This window comes from Comamonas sp. SY3 (assembly GCF_041730275.1).
In the GTDB taxonomy this organism is placed as follows: domain Bacteria; phylum Pseudomonadota; class Gammaproteobacteria; order Burkholderiales; family Burkholderiaceae_C; genus Comamonas; species Comamonas sediminis.
Window position 1 is genome coordinate 38,162 of the sequence record NZ_JBGTYN010000014.1, and the last position, 16,797, is coordinate 54,958.

Sequence of the window (16,797 nt, forward strand, 5' to 3'; positions counted from 1 at the left end):
CCCTGCGCATCGCGTTTCAATCCAAGGAGAAGACCATGACTGATAAAAACCGCCTCAATCGCCCGATCCACCTGGCCTGCGCCGCCGCCATCGCGTTGATGGCCTGGGGCCCCGCAGCCCAGGCGCAAGACCTGCCCGGCAAGGGCAAGGATGTGCTGCCCCTGCTGGGCACCGTCGATGAAGAGCTGTTCCAGACCCTGATCGTGTCGCGCGCGCTGGAAAAGCTCGGCTACACCGTGAAGGACCCCAAGGGACTGGAGAATGGCACCGAGCACGTTGTCGTCGGCCAGGGCGATGCCACCTTCATGGCCAACCACTGGATTCCGCTGCACCAGGAGTTTTATGAGCGCAATGGCGGCGCCAAGGTTTTCTACCGCGAAGGCATGTTCTCGACCAATGCCGCCCAGGGCTACCTGATCGACAAGAAAACGGCCGAGAAGTACAAGATCACCGACATCATGCAGCTCAAGGATCCCAAGATCGCCAAGCTGTTTGACACCGATGGCGACGGCAAGGCGGATCTGACCGGTTGCAACCCTGGCTGGGGCTGCGAGCTGGCGATCAACAAGCACCTCAAGGGCCTGGGTCTGGAAGGCAGCGTGACCCACCGCCAGGGCAACTATGCGGCGCTGATTGCCGACACCATCGCGCGCTACCAATCCGGCAAGCCGGTGCTCTACTATGTCTGGACCCCCTACTGGGTCAACGGCGTGCTCAAGCCCGGCCAGGATGTTGTCTGGCTGCAGGTGCCCAATGTTCCCAATGCCAAGGGCGATGAAGACACCCGCCTGCCCAATGGCAAGAACTATGGCTTCAAGGTGAACAACCAGTACATCCTGGCCAACAAGAAATGGACGGATGCCAACCCGGCCGCCGCCAAGCTGTTTGCGCTGATGCAGGTGCCCATTGAGGACATCACCGCGCAGAACCTGCTGATGCGCAACGGCGAAAACAAGACTGCCGACATCCAGCGCCATGCCGACGCCTGGATCAAGAACCACCAGGCCAAGTTTGACGGCTGGATCAAGGAAGCGCTGGCCGCCAAGTAAGCCTGGCGCCTGCCGCACCGCCCCGAGCCCGCTGACCAGCGGGCTTTTTTGTGGCGCTCGGCGGCGCAAAACTACAATACCGTCCAAACAACGCCCAGCGCCCACGCCCGATGACCCACCCCTGCCTCAGTTGCGGCGCCTGCTGCGCCAGCTTTCGCGTTGATTTTTCAGTCCATGAATGCGACAGCAACGGCGGCCGCGTGCCATCGGGGCTGGCTGAAGAGGTGAACGACAGCACCTGCCGCATGCGCGGCACCGACTATGCGCGCCCGCGCTGTGCGGCCTTGACCGGCACCATTGGCCAGCAAGCCGCCTGCGGCATTTATGAATGGCGCCCCTCCCCCTGCCGGGAGTTTGCAGCAGGCAGCGAGGCCTGCAACAAGGCGCGCGCACGCCATGGCATGCAGGCGCTGGAAGGCGGGCTGTACTAGCCCACCCGCCAACGCCCCCATGCACGGCGCTACAGCGGCGCGATGCGCACCACCGGCGCACTGGCCGTTTCGATCGACATGCGCAGCGGCAAGAACTGCGCAATCACCGCCATATTGCTGTGCAGGTGCTCGGTGGCCTCGCTGCAGCTGAAGGATGCCGGCTGGCCGCTTTGCCATACGGCCAGCGCCTGCAGCAGCAACAGCTGGTCGGCCAGGTAGGCGCAGACAGCGGCATCGGGCTTCTTCTGGTAATCGCGCAGGTCCTGGCAGAGCTTGCGCGCCACCGCTTCGGACGACACCCCGTGCGCGCCCAGGCCCCAGAACAGCTCGGTGACATGGTCATAGCGCAACGTGGCCTGCAGCAGATTGCCCGGGCCCTCTTCCTGGCTCACCGGCAGCAGTTCCATCGCACGCCGGTCCCAGCCCGTCAGCCGCGCCAGCTCGTCGAACTCGCGCATGGCAACACCCCGGGGGACGGCCGCGCAGACCGCTTCCACCGACACATGCTGCAGCATGCCGCGCGCCAGCAGATCAAAAGGCTGCAGCCCTTGCGCTGCCGGGCTGATGCAGGCGAGCGCCTCGCCACCGCCCGCCGGGTAAAAGCCATAGCGGCGCAGCCGCAGGTCCAGCCCCGCACCCATCCGTGCCACCAAGGGCGCATAGGCGCGATCGATGAAGTGGAAGTTGGGCGCCAGCGGGTTGTGCGTGCCACCCGACAACTGCACTGTGCTGGCAGCATCGGCCATCAGCAACGCTGGCAGCACCGTCTGCAACACCAGCATCGCACTGCCCGCGCCCGAGATCGGGAAGCGGTAGTCCCCAGCCTTGAGCGCCGCCGGCGCGAACTGCAGCGCCGTCACGCCTGCGCCGATGGGCGACAGCTGGGCATCGCTGATGGTCTGCGCCGCCTGCACACAGGCCAGATGCTGGCGCATCAGCCCTGGCTTGGAGCGCTTGGCCCGGATACTGTGCATCGCCAGCGGCCTTTGCGTGATGACCGACAGCGCCAGCGCCGTGCGCAGAATCTGGCCGCCCCCCTCGCCTTGCGAGCCGTCGATCTCGACCAGGCCCTTTTCTATTAAATGGGTTGAAAATTGCATTGGAATAAGTCCCTCTCTCTTGTTCTTATAGCGCGGCTCAAGGCCCGGGAAGCCCAGCATCCAACCAATGCTGCGGCTCCCGGGTCGCACTCTACCCCTTCACACACACCACCTGCTTGAGCGTGTACACCACCTCCACCAGGTCGCTCTGCGCCGCCATCACCGCGTCGATGTCCTTGTAGGCCATGGGGATCTCATCAATCACCTCGGCGTCCTTTCGGCATTCCACCCCTTCGGTGGCGCGCATTTGGTCCTCGACGGTGAACAGCTTCTTGGCCTTGGTGCGGCTCATCGTGCGACCGGCACCGTGGCTGCAGCTGTTGAAGCTCTCGGGGTTGCCCTTACCGCGCACGATAAAGCTCTTGGCCCCCATGCTTCCCGGGATGATCCCCAGCTCGCCCTGGCGTGCGCTCACCGCGCCCTTGCGGGTCACAAACACCTCCTGGCCAAAGTGCGTTTCGCGTTGCACATAGTTGTGGTGGCAGTTGACCGCCTCCAGGTGCGTCTCGAACGGTTTGGTGATCACCTTTTTCAGCGCATGGATCACGCGGACCATCATCACCTCGCGGTTGGCACGCGCAAACTTCTGCGCCCAACCCACCGCTTTGACATAGTCCCCGAAGTAGGCAGCGCCTTCTTCAAAATAGGCCAGGTCCTTATCGGGCAGGTTGCGTTGGTGCAACTCGGCATCCTTCTTGGCCAGCTCGATGAAGTGGGTGCCAATGGCGTTCCCCACCCCGCGCGAGCCCGAGTGCAGCATGATCCACACCGCCTGGTTTTCGTCCAGGCAGACTTCGATGAAGTGGTTACCGGTTCCCAGGGTTCCCAGGTGCTTGTAGTTGTTGGTGTTCTTGATGCGTGGGTGCGCTTCGCAGATCTCCTCGAACTCCTTCACCAGCCCTGACCAGGCGGCATCGGTTTCCTCAGGCGGGGTCTCCCAGCTTCCCTTGTCGCGGCCATAGCGCTTGGGCGTCATGCCCACCGGCACAGCCCGCTCGATCGCAGCGCGGATCGGCGCCAGGTTGTCGGGCAGATCGCTGGCCGTCAATGTGGTCTTGCAGGCCATCATTCCGCAACCCAGGTCCACCCCCACCGCGGCCGGGATGATGGCCTTGAGCGTAGGCACCACCGAGCCGATGGTGGCACCAATCCCCAAGTGCACATCAGGCATCACCGCCACATGCTTGAACACCACCGGCAGGCGCGAGATATTGGCCAGCTGGTTCTGCGCTTCGGCCTCGACCGGCACGCCATTGGTCCACATCTTGATCGGCACGCCATTGGGTACTTGTCGTTGTTCGTAGGTCATGTTGTTCCCTGTTCTTTCTTCTGTGTCTGTGTGGGCTTGCGCAGTTGCGTCCTGGCCCCGTCCGGTGGGAAAGCAGGATCCTCGCCCTGCTTTCCCCGACTCACGCCACGTGGCGCTTGCCATCTTATTTGCCAGAAGCGTGCCAACTCTGCGTCATCTCTAGAACTTTTTATCAAGCCATTGAATTAAATGAAATTTTTTAAAATATGCGTTCTCAATCCACAGCAACCTTAGTAGAAAAAATATCCATATAGCTAGCGACATTAGAATTAAAGCTAATTCATTCCATTCGATCCTATGAAACCCATCACCGTCATCGGTTTTCTCGGCACCCAGCTCGACAGCGGGCGCGGCGCAGGCCGCTGGAGCAAATGGCGGCCCTCGGTCGCGATTACCCAGCATGAAGACATGGTGGTGGCCCGCATGGAGCTGCTCTACACGCGCTCGCATGTCGACCTGGCCCGGCTGGTGCAAAAGGACATTGCAGCCGTCAGCCCCGAGACCGTAGTGAACCTGGTGGAGCTGCCGATCCGCGACCCCTGGGACTTTGAAGAGGTCTACGGCGCGCTCTACGACTGGACCAGCAGCTACCCCTTCGACAGCGACCAGGCCCAGTACTGGCTCAACATCACCACGGGCACCCATGTGGCGCAGATCTGCCTGTTCCTGCTGGCGGAATCGCGCGCGATACCCGGCGTGATCCTGCAGGCCTCACCACCCAAGCGGCAGATCGATGGCGCGGCGGGCAACTATGCGCTGATCGATCTGGACCTGTCGCGCTACGACGCGCTGGCCACGCGCCATGCCCAGGCACAGCAGGATGCGGTCGCCTTTCTCAAAAGCCATATTCCCACCCGCAACCCGCGCTTCAACCAGCTGATTGCGGAGATCGAGCAGGTGGCAGGCCGCTCGCAGGCCCCCATGCTGCTGGTGGGCCCGACGGGCGCGGGCAAGTCCTTTCTGGCGCGCCGCATGTACGAGCTGAAAAAGGCCCGCCACCAGATCAGCGGTGCCTTTGTCGAAGTCAACTGCGCCACCCTGCGCGGCGACAGCGCCGCCAGCACCTTGTTCGGCCACAAGAAAGGGGCGTTCACCGGCGCCGCCACCGAGCGCGCCGGCCTGCTGCGCACCGCAGACCAGGGCCTGCTCTTCCTCGACGAAATCGGCGAACTGGGGGCCGACGAGCAGGCCATGCTGCTGATGGCGATCGAGGAAAAGCGCTTCTACCCGATGGGCTCGGACAAGGAGGTGAGCAGCGACTTCCAGCTGATAGCCGGCACCAACCGCGACCTGCGCCTGGAGGTAGCAGCCGGCCGCTTTCGCGAAGACCTGTTCGCCCGCATCAACCTCTGGACCTACAACCTCCCCGGCCTGGCCCAGCGCAGCGAAGACATCGAGCCCAACATCGACCACCTGCTGGTGCAGCACGCCCAGCAAACCCACCGCACCGAGCGCTTCAACGCCGAGGCGCGCAAGCGCTACCTGCAGTTCGCCCAGAGCCCACAGGCGCTGTGGAGCGGCAACTTCCGCGATCTGCATGCGAGCGTGACGCGGCTGGCTACCTTGTCTACCAGTGGCCGCATCACCGAGGACCAGGTGGAGGCGGAGATTGGTCGGCTGCAATGGCTGTGGCAGCGGCCGGAGGCTGTGGCTTCGTGTGTCGATGGTTCTGCTGACGTGGCGTTGGAGGCCTTGTTGCCTGGTGATGCCATTGAGGGGATGGATTTGTTTGACCGGATGCAGTTGGCGTCGGTGGTGCGGGTGTGTCGTGCGTCTAGCAGTTTGTCGGAGGCGGGGAGGCAGTTGTTTCAGGCTTCGCGGGCACAGCGGGCGGTGGTGAATGATGCGGATCGGTTGCGCAAGTATTTGCAGAAGTTTGGATTGAGTTGGGATGTGGTTTGTTCTGCTCGTTGAGCCCGCTAAGGTCTGATGCTGTTTTTAGTTTCTGCTGCTCGTTGTATGCTGCTCGCCTCTTGCTTATTCGTATGCCTGCGGCGCTTTTGTCTTTTGCTGGCCGGAGTTCGCCCGGCGGGCGAGGTACTTTTCTTGGCGACCAAGAAAAGTACCCAAAAGAAGGTCGCCCTGCTGACTGCGTCCCTCCGCTTCGCTGCGGGCAACCTGTGGTGCTCGGGCATGGGCTGCACCGCGAAACTCACTACGCGCCAGAGGCGCTCCGTTCAAACAGACGCGGTGAGTCAGTTCACGATGCAGTTGCACTCTGCGGTGCAACTGCCCAGCCCATACCCTGTGCTCCTCGGCGCATTCAGAAGGGGGTTGAACAGACATGGGCCATCGCTGCGCTCGGCCACCCTGCAGGCCGAGCGCAGCGATGGCCTATTGGTATTTGGCTGTTTGGGGGTTGTTTGCATCCCCCCTTTTGCATGCGCCTGGGGCGTGGCGTTTGTGGGGTGGCGCTGGCACCGCAGAGTGCCAGCGCTTCGTCAACGAGCTTGCCGCGTCTGTCCGAACGGAGCGCCTCTGGCGCGTAGTGAGTTTCGCGGCACACCCCGCAAACTCCACGACACAGGTTGCCCTTCGCAACGCGAAGGGTCGCAAGCAGCAGGGGCGGCCTTCTTTTGGGTACTTTTCTTGGCCGCGCAAGAAAAGTACCTCGCCCGCCGGGGCGAGACCCGGCCAACTGCCCTACGCAGTAGTAAACAAAACCAAAAAAATAGGCACAACGTGCAGCCAACCAGCCTCCCAAAGGCCTAGCCCCACCGCAGAGTGCCAGTGCATCGTCCACTAGCTTACCGCGTCTGTTCGAACGGAGCGCCTCTGGCGCGTAGTGAGTTTCGCGGCACACCCCGCAAATGCCACGACACAGGTTGCCCTTCGCAAAGCGAAGGGTCGCAAGCAACAGGGACGACCTTCTTTTGGGTACTTTTCTTGATCGCCAAGAAAAGTACCTCGCCCGCCGGGGCGAGACCCGGCCAGCAGCTGCTAGCCAAGCAAACAAGCAAGAAGATAAAAGCAAAACAAGAAAAAACAAACAACATGGATTTCCCACAAATCCTAAAATCCCCACCTTCCAGCGCGCAGAGGCAGCAACCAAAGCCACCCCAGCGCCACCCCAGGCATAACAGGCAAAAAACCCGTGTCCCCTTTTGAATCGATTGCCCGCCGCGAACGCGGGCTGCTGCAGCAACTCACTGCAGCCCAAATGACGATGATCGCCATTGGCGGCGCCATCGGCACCGGCCTCTTCATGGGCAGCGCATTTGCCATCGGCTTTGCCGGGCCCAGCGTGCTCATCAGCTACGCCATCGGCGCGCTCATTGGTTTGCTGCTGATGGGCTGCCTGGCCGAGATGACGGTCGCGCACCCTACCAGCGGATCGTTTGGCGCCTATGCCGAGCACTACCTCAGCCCGCTCGCCGGCTTTGTGGTGCGCTACGCCTACTGGGCGGCCGTGGTGCTGGCGGTGGGGATGGAAGTCACCGCGGTGGGCAAGTACATGAAGTACTGGTTCCCCGAGGTGGAGCAGTGGGTCTGGGTGGCGCTGTTCTCGGTCGTGCTGGCTGCCGTCAATGCCACCAGCGTCAAGGCCTTTGGGCAGATGGAGTATGTGTTCTCCATGGTCAAGGTCGTGGCCATCGTCGCCTTTATCCTGATTGGCGCCTATGTGGTGTTCGGCTCGCGGCCCGAGGGGGTGGGTTTTTCCAACTACACCGCCGACCGGGGCTTTTTCCCCAACGGCTGGTGGGGCACCTGGGTGGGGGTGATCGTGGCCATCTTCAGCTACCTCAGCCTGGAGTCGATCGCGATTGCCGCCGGTGAGGCGCAGAACCCGCGCCAGGCGGTCACCTCGGCGTTCAAGACCACGGTGTTGCGCCTGGTGCTGTTCTACCTGCTGTCGCTGGCCTTGATGCTGGCCATCGTGCCCTGGAGCCATGCCAGCACCGACAAGAGCCCCTTCGTCAAGGTGATGGAGATCGTCGGCATTCCCGGCGCGGCCAGTGTGCTCAATTTTGTGGTGCTGGTCGCCAGCCTCTCGGCGATGAATGCGCAGCTCTATGTCACCTCGCGCATGATGTTCAGCCTCTCGCGTGGCGGCTATGCGCCGGCAGCGCTGGGCAAGGTCAACAGCCGGGGCGTGCCGATGGGTGCGATTGCCATCTCCTGCCTGGGCATGGCCGTGGCCATGGTGCTCAACGTGCTCAAGCCCGAGGAATCGCTCACACTGATGATGTCGATCTCGATGTTCGGCGCCATGTTTGCCTGGTTCATGGTGTTTGTCACCCATTTGTTCTTCCGCCGCCGCTGGCAGCGCGAGCATCCGGGCGAACGCCTGCAGTTCCGCATGTGGGGTTTTCCGGTGCTGACCCTGCTGGGCGCCGTGCTGATGCTGGCCGTCATCATCACCACCTATTTCACCGACGTGTTCCACATGACCACCTTGATTGGCGTGCCCATGCTGCTGGTGATGACCGCCGTCTACCTGATCTGGTACCGCAAGCGCTGATACATTGCACAGCTATGCCAAACACGCCTCACTCTGCGCCAAGCCTCTGGGACATCTCGCCGCCCGTCTATGTGGGCATGCCGGTGTTCCCCGGCGACACGCCCTACCAGCAGCAATGGGTGGCCAGCATCGGGCCGGGTTGCCCGGTCAATGTGGCCAGCATCACCAGCACACCGCATGCCGGCGCCCATGCCGATGCGCCGCTGCACTATGCGCCCGATGGCGCTACCATCGGCCAGGTGGATCTGGCGCCCTACCTGGGCCGCTGCCGCGTGGTCCATGCCATCGGCTGCGGCCCGCTGATCGAATGGCAGCACATCGAACATGCGATCAGCGACGACCTGCCCGAGCGCGTGCTGGTGCGCACCTACCAGCAGATGCCGCAGACCCAGTGGGATGCCGGCCTGACCGGCTACGCGGCCGAGACCGTCGAGCGCCTGGCCGCGCTGGGCGTGCGCCTGATAGGCATCGATACCGCCAGCATCGACCCGGCTGACAGCAAGGCCCTGCCCAGCCACCAGACCATTCGCCGCCACGACATGCGCGTGCTGGAGAACCTGGTGCTGGACGCCGTGCCCGAGGGCGACTACGAGCTGATCGCGCTGCCGCTCAAGCTTGTGCAGGCCGATGCATCGCCGGTGCGTGCCGTGCTGCGCGCGCTGCCCGGCACCTACAATCAGGCCACGGCCTGAACCCCCACCTCCCTTGCGGCAGGCGCCTGGCCCACCAGCGCCTGCCCGCCACCATTGACAAAGAGACCTAGCCATGACCACCTTGGAAGCCTGCCGCGACGTTGACCAGCATGAGCCGCTGGCACCGCTGCGCCACCTGTTCGACCTGCCCGAAGGCGTGATCTACCTGGACGGCAACTCGCTGGGCCCGCTGCCCAAGGCCACGGCGGCGCGCGTCGCCGATGTGGTGCAGCGTGAATGGGGCCAGGGCCTCATCCGCAGCTGGAACGATGCCGGCTGGATCGACCTGCCCCAGCGCCTGGGCGACCAGTTTGCGCCCTGGATCGGCGCCAAGCCCGGCGAGGTCGTGTTCACCGACACCACCTCGGTCAACCTCTACAAGGTGCTGAGCGCAGCCATCCGCCTGTCGCAGCAAGAGTTCTCCAACCCGGCACCGCGCACCAAGGTCATCAGCGAGCGCAGCAATTTCCCTACCGATCTGTACATCGCCGAATCGCTGTGCAAGCAGCACAACCTGGAGCTGGTGCTGATCGAGCCCGAAGAACTGCCCGCCTGCCTGACCACCGATGTGGCCGTGCTGCTGCTCAGCCACGTGAACTACCGCACCGGCCATATGCACGACATGACCCAGGTCACGCGCGACGCGCATGCACAGGGCGTGCTGACCGTGTGGGACCTGGCCCATGCCGCCGGCGCCGTGCCGGTGGACCTGAATGCAGCCAACGCCGACTACGCCGTGGGCTGCAGCTACAAGTACCTCAACGGCGGCCCTGGCGCCCCGGCCTTTGTCTGGGTGCATGCGCGCCATACCGACAAGTTCTGGCAGCCGCTGTCGGGCTGGTTCGGCCATGCCGAGCAGTTTGCCTTCAACAGCGACTACCAGCCTGCGCCCGGCATCCGCCGCTACATGTGCGGCACCCAGCCGATGATTGCGCTGTCGGCGCTGCAGTGCGGGCTGGACATCTTCAGCGAAGCCGAAAAGTACGGCGGCATGGCGGCACTGCGCCGCAAGTCCATCGCACTGACCGACCTGTTCATCGAGCTGGTCGAGACCCGCTGCGCCGGCTACGGCCTGGGCCTGGCCACGCCGCGCGATATCTTTGCGCGCGGCTCCCAGGTCTGCCTGACCCGCGACGACGGCGCGGGCGTGGATGGCCAGGGCAGCGGCGCCTATGCCATCGTGCAGGCGCTGATCGCCCGGGGCGTGATTGGCGACTTCCGCAAGGGCGATGGCGGCAAGGGCCCGCACAAGGATATTCTGCGTTTTGGCTTCACCCCCCTCTACACCCGTTTTGAAGACGTGTGGAACGCGGTCGAGCACCTGCGCCAGGTACTGGAATCGGGCGAATGGCAGAAGCCCGAGTTCAACCGCATCAACGCGGTGACCTGATTGCACAGCCCGTCCAGCACCCGCTACGCCATGTCCGAACGCATCGCCATTCTCGACTTTGAAACCACCGGCATGAGCCCGGCGCATGGCGCGCGCGCGGCGGAGGTGGGCATCGTCATGGTCGAGAACGGCCGCATCGTGGACCGCTACCAGAACCTGATGAATGCCGGCCAGCGCATGCCCGGCTTCATCACCCAGCTCACCGGCATCACCACCGCGATGCTGCAGGCGGCGGCGCCTGCAGAGCAGGTGATGCGCGAGGCGGCAGCATTTGTCGGCACGGCGCCGCTGGTGGCACACAACGCATCGTTTGACAGCAAGTTCTGGCTGGATGAGCTGGAACGCGCAGGCTGTGCGGCCAGCCCGGCCGCAGCGCCTGCCGGCAAGCTGTTTGCCTGCACCGTGTTGCTGTCGCGCCGCCTCTACCCCGAGGCACCCAGCCACTCGCTGGGCAAGATCGTGCGCCACCTGCAACTGCCGCCGGCCGACAAGGCCCACCGGGCACTGGCCGATGCCGAGATGACCGCCCACCTGCTGCTGCGCATGCAGGCCGATCTGCGCAGCCGCTGGCACATTCCCGAGCCCAGCCATGCGCTGCTGAGCGAATTGCAGGTCTGCCAGCGCAAGCACCTGGGCCGCTGGCTCAGCAGCACCTCCGCGCGCCAGACCCAGCCGCAGCTGCCTGAGCTGGCCAACACGGTGATGCCTACGGCTGGGCCAGCAACACGCTGAGCAGCACATTCAGCGCCGCCATCAGCAGCACGGCCAGCCCGGTCACCAGCAGCACCCTGGACTGTACCCAGGCGCGCTCGGCCTGCGCAGCACCGGGCACCAGCTGGCAGGCCATCTCCACCTTGCCGGGGGAGGCCATCAGCAGCAGTGCCGCGCTGACATTGTGGACTGCCATAAACGGCAGCACCGCCACGCCCAGGGCCTGCGCAATCTCGGCCTGGGTGGCCGCAAACATCGCATTGGCGCCCGTGTTGGAGCCGGTCACAAAACCTCCCAGCGCGCCGACAAAAGGCGCAGCAAACACATAGGCGCTGCCGCCCTGTGCCAACGCATGGGCCAGCTGCGCAGCCATGCCCGACACGGCCATCACCACGCCCAGCACGATGAACAGCCCCGTGACCGGCGCCACCTGGCGCCAGGACTGCCACACCCGCTGCAGGCTGCTGGCTGCGGGCAGGCCGCGCGCAAACCAGGCCGCCGCCACAAACAGCCACAGCGCAGGTGATGCCAGCAAATGCCAGGCACCCGCGCCCTGCAAGGCGCGCAGCACGGCGCCCGCCACCAGCACACCCAGCAGCAGCAAGCCATAGGCGGCCAGCGCGCGCCAGCCCAAAAGGCCCAGTGGCGCAGCGGCCTGGCCCGCTACAGCGCCTGTGCCCCGCCGGCCCAGCCACAGCCAGAGCACCGTCATCAGCAAGGCGCCCAGCGCGCCGGCGGCCGAGGTGCCGGCCACCGCATTGCTCAGCCCAATGGCCAGCGCCAGCATCAGGCCCGACAACGCACCCTGCAGCATGGCTACTGCACGCCGGCCCGGCGCACTGGCCAGCCCCGCTGCGGCCACACCGGCCACCACCATCGGAATCACACTCACCGCTGCTGACGCCACACCCAGCGCATCAAAGCCGATCCCGGCCATCGTGGCCGCAATCAAGGTGCCCGGGCCCATGGAGCCCCAGGGCACGGCGCAGAGGCCCAGCAAGCCAATCAGCGCCATCTTGCGCGCCGGCAAACCGCTGTGCGCCAGCAGCGGAATGCCGATGGTGATGCCAATGCCAAAGCCGGTCAGTGATTCGGCAAAGGGCGTGACCCCGTGCACCACCAGCAGCACAGCGCCCACGCCTTCGCCGGTGCGGCCCATTACCCACTGCGCCAGCGCCTTTTGCGCTCCGGCAGCGCGCAGCACTTCGGACAGCAGCAGGCCGCCGCCCACGATCAGCAGCACCTCCACGAGGACCGGCATCCAGCTGGCCAGCGCCTGCTGCGCCGCAGCTGCGCTGAGCGGAAAAGCCAGCAGGCAGCCGGCCAGTGCCAGCACCACACCGGTCAGCGCCGCATACAGCGAACGCAGCCCCAGCAACAGCCCCGCGATGACGGCCAGGACCGGGGACGCACTCAAGAACAGGTACATTGGGAGAGCGCTTGTTGAAATTGCATATAGGCAAATAATATTTCCTACACGAAATATAGTCAATCCATGTCGACTGAAAATTCCCCACCCAGCACCGATTCCGACCTGCAGTTCGGCCTGGCCGTGCGCGCCCGCCGCGCGCAGCTGGCCATCACCCTGGACCAATTGGCCCAGGCCAGCGGCGTCACGTCCGGGGCGCTGTCCAGGGTGGAACGGGGCCTGCTCAGCGTGAGTCTGCGCAATGCCATGGCGATTGCCCGCGGCCTGGGCTGCGAGCTGAGCGACCTGGTGCAAAGCCCTGCGCCCGCACAGATCACGCGGGCCGGCGCGCATGCGCGCTTTGTCCATGAGGACACCGGCATCGTGCGCCTCGCCTTGGCCCGCCCGCTGCCGGGGCTGGAGTTGCTGCACTACACCGTGCCGCCGGGCCAGGCCTCCAGCCACTTCGCGCCGCACCGGCCGGGCACGCGCGAGGTGTTCTATGTCGAAAGCGGCAGTCTGCGCGTCTTCACCGGGGCCGATTCCGTGCTGCTGCAAGCCGGCGATAGCGCCCAGCTGGCGATGGACACCGAGCACCACTTTGCCAACGAGGGCCGTGGCGTGGCGCATTTCATCCTGCTGGTGGCCGCGCCCACGCATCGGGGCTGATGGCCCCTTGCAGTGCCGTCATCACGAAGATGGCTGGAACAGCCGCTCGGCCACAAAGTCCACAAACACACGCAGGCGCGGCGACATCAGCCGGCCCGAGGGCCAGAGGATGCTGAACTGGCCGGCATAGGTCAGACAGTCGTCCAGCACCGTCTGCAAGCTGCCATCGGCCAGCGCGTCGCGGGCCAGAAAATCGGGCATATAGGCAATGCCCAGGCCCCCGATCGCCGCACCGCGCAAGGCCTCCATGTTGTTGCAGGTCAGCGCTGGCGGGTGGGCGGCGGCATCCTGCGCGGCGTCGGCGCTATCGCCGCCCATCTGCCAGGGCTGCAGCTTGCCCGAAGTGGGAAAGCGAAAACGCAGGCAGTCATGCGCCGCCAGATCCCCGGGCCGCAGGGGCCGGCCGCGCTGCGCCAGATAGGCCGGGGATGCGCAGAGCACAAAGCGGAACAGGCCCAGGCGCCGGGCGCTGAGGCTGGAGTCGGCCAGCACGCCGCTGCGGATCACTGCATCCAGGCGCGCCTCGACCACATCGACCAGCCGGTCGTTGAAGTCCAGGTCCAGCTCAATATCCGGGTAGCGCGCGCGGAAGGCCGGAATCACCGGCAGCAAGAAGCGGTAGCCAATGGTGGGCAGGCCAATGCGCAGCAAGCCCCGGGGACTGCTCTGCGTGCTTGACAGCAGCGCCTGCGCATCCTGCAGGTCATCCAGAATGCGGCGCCAGTGCGTGTACATCAGCTCGCCCTCGTGCGACAGCGACACCCGCCGCGTGGTGCGCACCAGCAGCTGCGTGCCCAGTTGTGCCTCCAGCTTGGCCACGCTTTTGCCGACGGCCGATGCCGAGATGCCCAAGGCGCGGGCAGCGGCCACAAAACTGCGGCGCTCGGCCGCCTGCACAAAGGCGGCGATGTGGTTCAGGTTGTCCATGCGCGCATATTACGGAAATTTGGTTGTTAATCAAACAACGACTTGCCCGTTTATTAGCCATCCATTCCTCATTAAGCTCCACAGCGTGTTTTTGCAGGAGTTGGCTATGCGTCAAGTTTTACCCGCCGCCTGGCGCGGGCCCTGGATGGTTCTGGCATCCGTTTGTCTGGCAGCGCTGGTGCTGCCGCTGAGTTTTTCTGGCGGGGCCGTGGCCACGCCTGCGATTGGCCGCGCACTGGGCGGCAGCGCCACCAGCTTGGGCTGGATCACCAATGCCTTCATGCTGGGCTTTGGCAGCTGCCTGATGGCCGCTGGCGCGCTGGCCGACCAGTGGGGGCGCAAGCGGCTGTTTTTGCTGGGTCTGTCCAGCTTCTGCCTCGCGGGCCTGGGGCTGGTGCTGGCGCGCAGCGTGTGGCAGATTGACCTGCTGCGCGCGCTGCAAGGCGTGGCGGCTGCGGCCACGTTGGCAGGCGGCACAGCCGCGCTGGCGCAGGAGTTTGTAGCGGCGCAGCGCGCCCAGGCCTTCAGCCTGCTGGGCACCACCTTTGGCACCGGCCTGGCCTTTGGCCCGCTGCTGACCGGCTGGTTGATGGAGCGCGCCGGCTGGCAGGCCGGTTTTGCACTCTGCACCGGCCTGGGGCTGCTGGCCTTGCTGGTGGGCATCGCCGCGATGCGCGAGTCGCGCGATCCGCAGGCCCAGGGCCTGGACTGGCCCGGTGCGCTGCTGTTCACCTGCGCGCTGGCCTTGCTGACCTTGACGATGGTGGAGGCGGCTGCACGGGGCTGGCACAGCCCGCTTGTCATCGCATTGCTGCTGGCATCCGCTGCCGCGCTGCTGCTCTTCGTCGCCGTGGAGCGGCGGGTGGCCCGCCCGATGCTGGACCTGAGTCTGTTCCGCTACCCGCGCTTCGTCGGCGTACAGGTGCTGCCGATCGCCACCTGCTACTGCTACGTGGTGCTGCTGGTGCTGCTGCCGCTGCAGCTGATCGGCATTGGCGGCTACAGCGAGGTGGCGGCCGGCTGGTGGATGCTGGCGCTGTCCGCCCCGATGCTGGTGGTACCACTGGCCGCAGCCTGGCTGACGCGCTGGTTCGGCCCCGGTCCCATTTCGGCAGCGGGCCTGCTGCTCGCGGCCGCCGGCCTGCTGTGGCTGGCGCAGATCCCCGTGGAGGCCGGTGGCATGGCGCGTGTGCTGCCGCTGTTGCTGATCGGCAGCGGCGCGGGCCTGCCCTGGGGCCTGATGGATGGGCTGTCGGTCAGCATGGTGCCCAAGGAACGCGCGGGCATGGCCACCGGTATTTTCAGCACCGTGCGGGTGGCCGGTGAAGGCATTGCGCTGGCAATGGTGACCGCGCTGCTGGCCGGCTTTATCACCCCGCACCTGCCGGCATCCCTGGAGGTGGCCAGCCTGCAGACTGCGGCCCAGCAACTGGCGATGGGCGAGCTGCGCCAGGCGCTGGCCTTGCTGCCTGCCCAGCCCGATGCGGCAGCTGCCCTTGATTTGCAAAAAGCCTATGGCCAGGCCTTTGCACAGCTGCTGTATGTACTGGCGGCGATTGCGACCGTCTCTGCGCTTGTGGTGCTGGGCCTGCTGCGCCCGGCCAGTGGCGATGCGCTGCAGGCCCCTGCGGCTAGCCCTCAATAGCTTTTGGCCGACAGGCTGGCCCAGAGGTGGGCCGCCACCAGCGCCCGCCAGGGCGCGAACGCACCCAGCCACTGCTCGGCCTCGCGCTGCGAGACGCTGGGCACATCCAGCAAGCGGGCCAGCGCATTGCGCACCGCCACATCGCCATGCAGGCTGCCGTCCAGCCAGCCAAAGCCGCGCAGCAGTGCGTAGTGCACCGTCCAGGGGCCAATGCCCTTGATGGCCAGCAGCGCATCCTCAATCGCCTGGGCGTCTTGCGCCTGCAAGGGCTGCGTGGCCCAGGCATCGAGCGGCAGGCTGCCGTCGAGCACGGCAGCGCAAACGCGCTCCAGCGTGGCGATCTTGCTGACCGAAAAGCCTGCGGCGCGCAGTTGCTCGGGCGTCAATGCCGCCAACGCAGCGGCATCAGGGTGGCAGAGCATGCCGCTGCTGTGCTGCAGCGCCGTAGCCGCAATCAGCCGCCGGCGCAGTGCAATGGCCGCCGCCACGCTGATCTGCTGGCCGGTGATCGCCCATACCAGGGCCTCGAACGGGCTGCTGCTGGCGGGCACACGCAGACCCATCTGGCTCAGCAGCAACGGGCCCAGCACCGGGTGCTTGCCATGCTGCAGCGCCAGCTGGTCCGCCCCCTCGCCCAGGCCCAGCATGCGCGCCACCATCGCATCCAGTGCGGCTGGGCCGTCTCCGGTAGCGCCGGTGTCGGCCGGCCCATCGACCGCCAAGCTGGCAACGGCCTGGGTGGCGCCCTCCACCAGCTCCAGCTCCAGCAGCGCAGGCCGGCCTTGCCAGGTCAAGCCCTTGCTGACCCGCAGCCCCTCGACCTTCTCGGAAGCTTGCAGGGCATCCCGGGCATGCAGGGCCAGCATGTCCTGCGGGCGGTAGTTGGCAGGCAGGGCGACTTGGGTGCTCAGGACCAGGGGCATGGGAGGGCGTGCGGAAGGCGGCGGCGGGCGCGGTTCCCCACTATAGGGGATGGAGGGCGGGCGATGCAGTCACAGCTGTTT

The 16,797-nt window shown here is 65.4% G+C and carries 14 protein-coding genes; 9 read left to right on the top strand and 5 right to left on the bottom strand.

The window, feature by feature from the left end; translation table 11 throughout:
* The first annotated feature begins 35 nt into the window (after positions 1–35).
* The gene (gene proX / locus ACCQ08_RS16955; protein ID WP_239809039.1) at positions 36–1,049 is read left to right on the top strand and encodes a glycine betaine/L-proline ABC transporter substrate-binding protein ProX; all 1,014 of its coding nucleotides are present in this window, start codon (positions 36–38) and stop codon (positions 1,047–1,049) included.
* Between the two features lie 110 nt (positions 1,050–1,159).
* Entirely contained in the window at positions 1,160–1,480 is a 321-nt protein-coding gene (locus ACCQ08_RS16960) for a YkgJ family cysteine cluster protein (RefSeq protein ID WP_373450460.1), read from the top strand.
* Positions 1,481–1,509: 29 nt separating this feature from the next.
* Here the strand turns inward: ACCQ08_RS16960 and rtcA are convergent, their stop codons facing one another.
* Entirely contained in the window at positions 1,510–2,580 is a 1,071-nt protein-coding gene (gene rtcA, locus ACCQ08_RS16965) for an RNA 3'-terminal phosphate cyclase (protein WP_373450461.1), read from the bottom strand.
* A 91-nt stretch (positions 2,581–2,671) separates the two neighbouring features.
* The gene (locus tag ACCQ08_RS16970) at positions 2,672–3,889 is read right to left on the bottom strand and encodes an RtcB family protein (protein ID WP_313332322.1); all 1,218 of its coding nucleotides are present in this window, start codon (positions 3,887–3,889) and stop codon (positions 2,672–2,674) included.
* 297 nt (positions 3,890–4,186) lie between these two features.
* Between ACCQ08_RS16970 and rtcR the strand changes: the two genes are divergently transcribed.
* The 5 genes from rtcR to ACCQ08_RS16995 all read left to right on the top strand — a co-directional run bounded on the left by rtcR (position 4,187) and on the right by ACCQ08_RS16995 (position 11,165).
* Positions 4,187–5,803 carry an RNA repair transcriptional activator RtcR gene (rtcR, locus tag ACCQ08_RS16975; RefSeq protein WP_373450462.1) on the top strand — a complete coding sequence of 539 codons (1,617 nt, stop codon included), beginning with the start codon at positions 4,187–4,189 and terminating at the stop codon, positions 5,801–5,803.
* 1,180 nt (positions 5,804–6,983) lie between these two features.
* Positions 6,984–8,351: an amino acid permease gene (locus ACCQ08_RS16980; protein WP_312835437.1), complete on the top strand. Its 1,368-nt coding sequence runs from the start codon at positions 6,984–6,986 to the stop codon at positions 8,349–8,351.
* A 14-nt stretch (positions 8,352–8,365) separates the two neighbouring features.
* The gene (gene kynB / locus ACCQ08_RS16985; RefSeq protein ID WP_239809046.1) at positions 8,366–9,043 is read left to right on the top strand and encodes an arylformamidase; all 678 of its coding nucleotides are present in this window, start codon (positions 8,366–8,368) and stop codon (positions 9,041–9,043) included.
* A gap of 73 nt (positions 9,044–9,116) precedes the next feature.
* Positions 9,117–10,433, top strand: coding sequence for a kynureninase (gene kynU / locus ACCQ08_RS16990; RefSeq protein WP_373450463.1), 1,317 nt, complete (start codon positions 9,117–9,119; stop codon positions 10,431–10,433).
* Between the two features lie 30 nt (positions 10,434–10,463).
* Positions 10,464–11,165 (top strand): PolC-type DNA polymerase III, encoded by a 702-nt coding sequence (locus ACCQ08_RS16995; protein ID WP_373450464.1) that lies wholly within the window; start codon positions 10,464–10,466, stop codon positions 11,163–11,165.
* On the opposite strand, the gene ACCQ08_RS17000 is transcribed toward ACCQ08_RS16995, so the two are convergent.
* Complete coding sequence (locus ACCQ08_RS17000) at positions 11,140–12,561, bottom strand: L-lactate permease (RefSeq protein WP_373450465.1); 1,422 nt, start codon at positions 12,559–12,561, stop codon at positions 11,140–11,142. The genes ACCQ08_RS16995 and ACCQ08_RS17000 overlap by 26 nt on opposite strands.
* A 78-nt stretch (positions 12,562–12,639) precedes the next feature.
* Here ACCQ08_RS17000 and ACCQ08_RS17005 point away from each other — a divergent pair, with 78 nt between their 5' ends.
* Positions 12,640–13,221 (top strand): helix-turn-helix domain-containing protein, encoded by a 582-nt coding sequence (locus tag ACCQ08_RS17005; RefSeq protein ID WP_373450466.1) that lies wholly within the window; start codon positions 12,640–12,642, stop codon positions 13,219–13,221.
* Between the two features lie 21 nt (positions 13,222–13,242).
* Here the strand turns inward: ACCQ08_RS17005 and ACCQ08_RS17010 are convergent, their stop codons facing one another.
* A complete protein-coding gene (locus tag ACCQ08_RS17010; protein WP_373450467.1) occupies positions 13,243–14,148 on the bottom strand; it encodes a LysR substrate-binding domain-containing protein in 906 nt (301 codons plus the stop codon).
* Positions 14,149–14,254: 106 nt separating this feature from the next.
* Between ACCQ08_RS17010 and ACCQ08_RS17015 the strand changes: the two genes are divergently transcribed.
* Positions 14,255–15,793: an MFS transporter gene (locus ACCQ08_RS17015; protein ID WP_373450468.1), complete on the top strand. Its 1,539-nt coding sequence runs from the start codon at positions 14,255–14,257 to the stop codon at positions 15,791–15,793.
* On the opposite strand, the gene ACCQ08_RS17020 is transcribed toward ACCQ08_RS17015, so the two are convergent.
* Entirely contained in the window at positions 15,787–16,716 is a 930-nt protein-coding gene (locus ACCQ08_RS17020) for a 3-methyladenine DNA glycosylase 2 (protein ID WP_239809053.1), read from the bottom strand. The two genes, ACCQ08_RS17015 and ACCQ08_RS17020, sit on opposite strands and share 7 nt — an antisense overlap.
* Positions 16,717–16,797 lie beyond the last annotated feature (81 nt).